Raw genomic sequence first — 453 nt, forward strand, 5'->3', positions numbered from 1 at the left:
TGCGCACGGCCACAGCGAAGCGTGCCGCTCGACAGCGCAACCACTGACATCACACCCCCCAAGCGGTATATGCTCGAGGCCAGACCTGATTGCAGCCCCTGGCGACAGTCGCCTGGTCATACGGGCAAGGCCCTGCCACACCGCCACCCTCTGGCGAATCCGGGTCGAAGTGCCTTGTCGCGGGTCTTTGACTGCAGGAGAGTTCGCGTGCCACGCATCAATCGCCAGTACCGGCCGCAGGTATTCGGGCTGCTGCAATCCGCCATCACCAGCGCCATCGCGGCGTTGATCGCCAACCCCAAGGGGATGGCACTGGGTCCGTTCATGCTCAGCTGGAGCACGACCTGGTTACTGACCTGGCTGAGCATGATCCCGGTGGTACTGCTGGCTGCACCCTATGTTCGGCGACTGACCGATCTCATCGTTCAGCGCGAGGACTGACTGCCCTCAGAC

The 453-nt window shown here is 63.4% G+C and carries 1 protein-coding gene; it reads left to right on the forward strand.

Annotation, left to right across the window (positions count from 1 at the left end; translation table 11 throughout):
* Positions 1-207: 207 nt before the first annotated feature.
* Positions 208-441, forward strand: coding sequence for a DUF2798 domain-containing protein (locus J0A65_RS27585; protein ID WP_037047473.1), 234 nt, complete (start codon positions 208-210; stop codon positions 439-441).
* The last annotated feature ends 12 nt before the right edge of the window (positions 442-453 follow it).

Source organism: Bowmanella yangjiangensis (genome assembly GCF_017255015.1).
Classification (GTDB): Bacteria; Pseudomonadota; Gammaproteobacteria; order Enterobacterales; family Alteromonadaceae; genus Bowmanella; species Bowmanella yangjiangensis.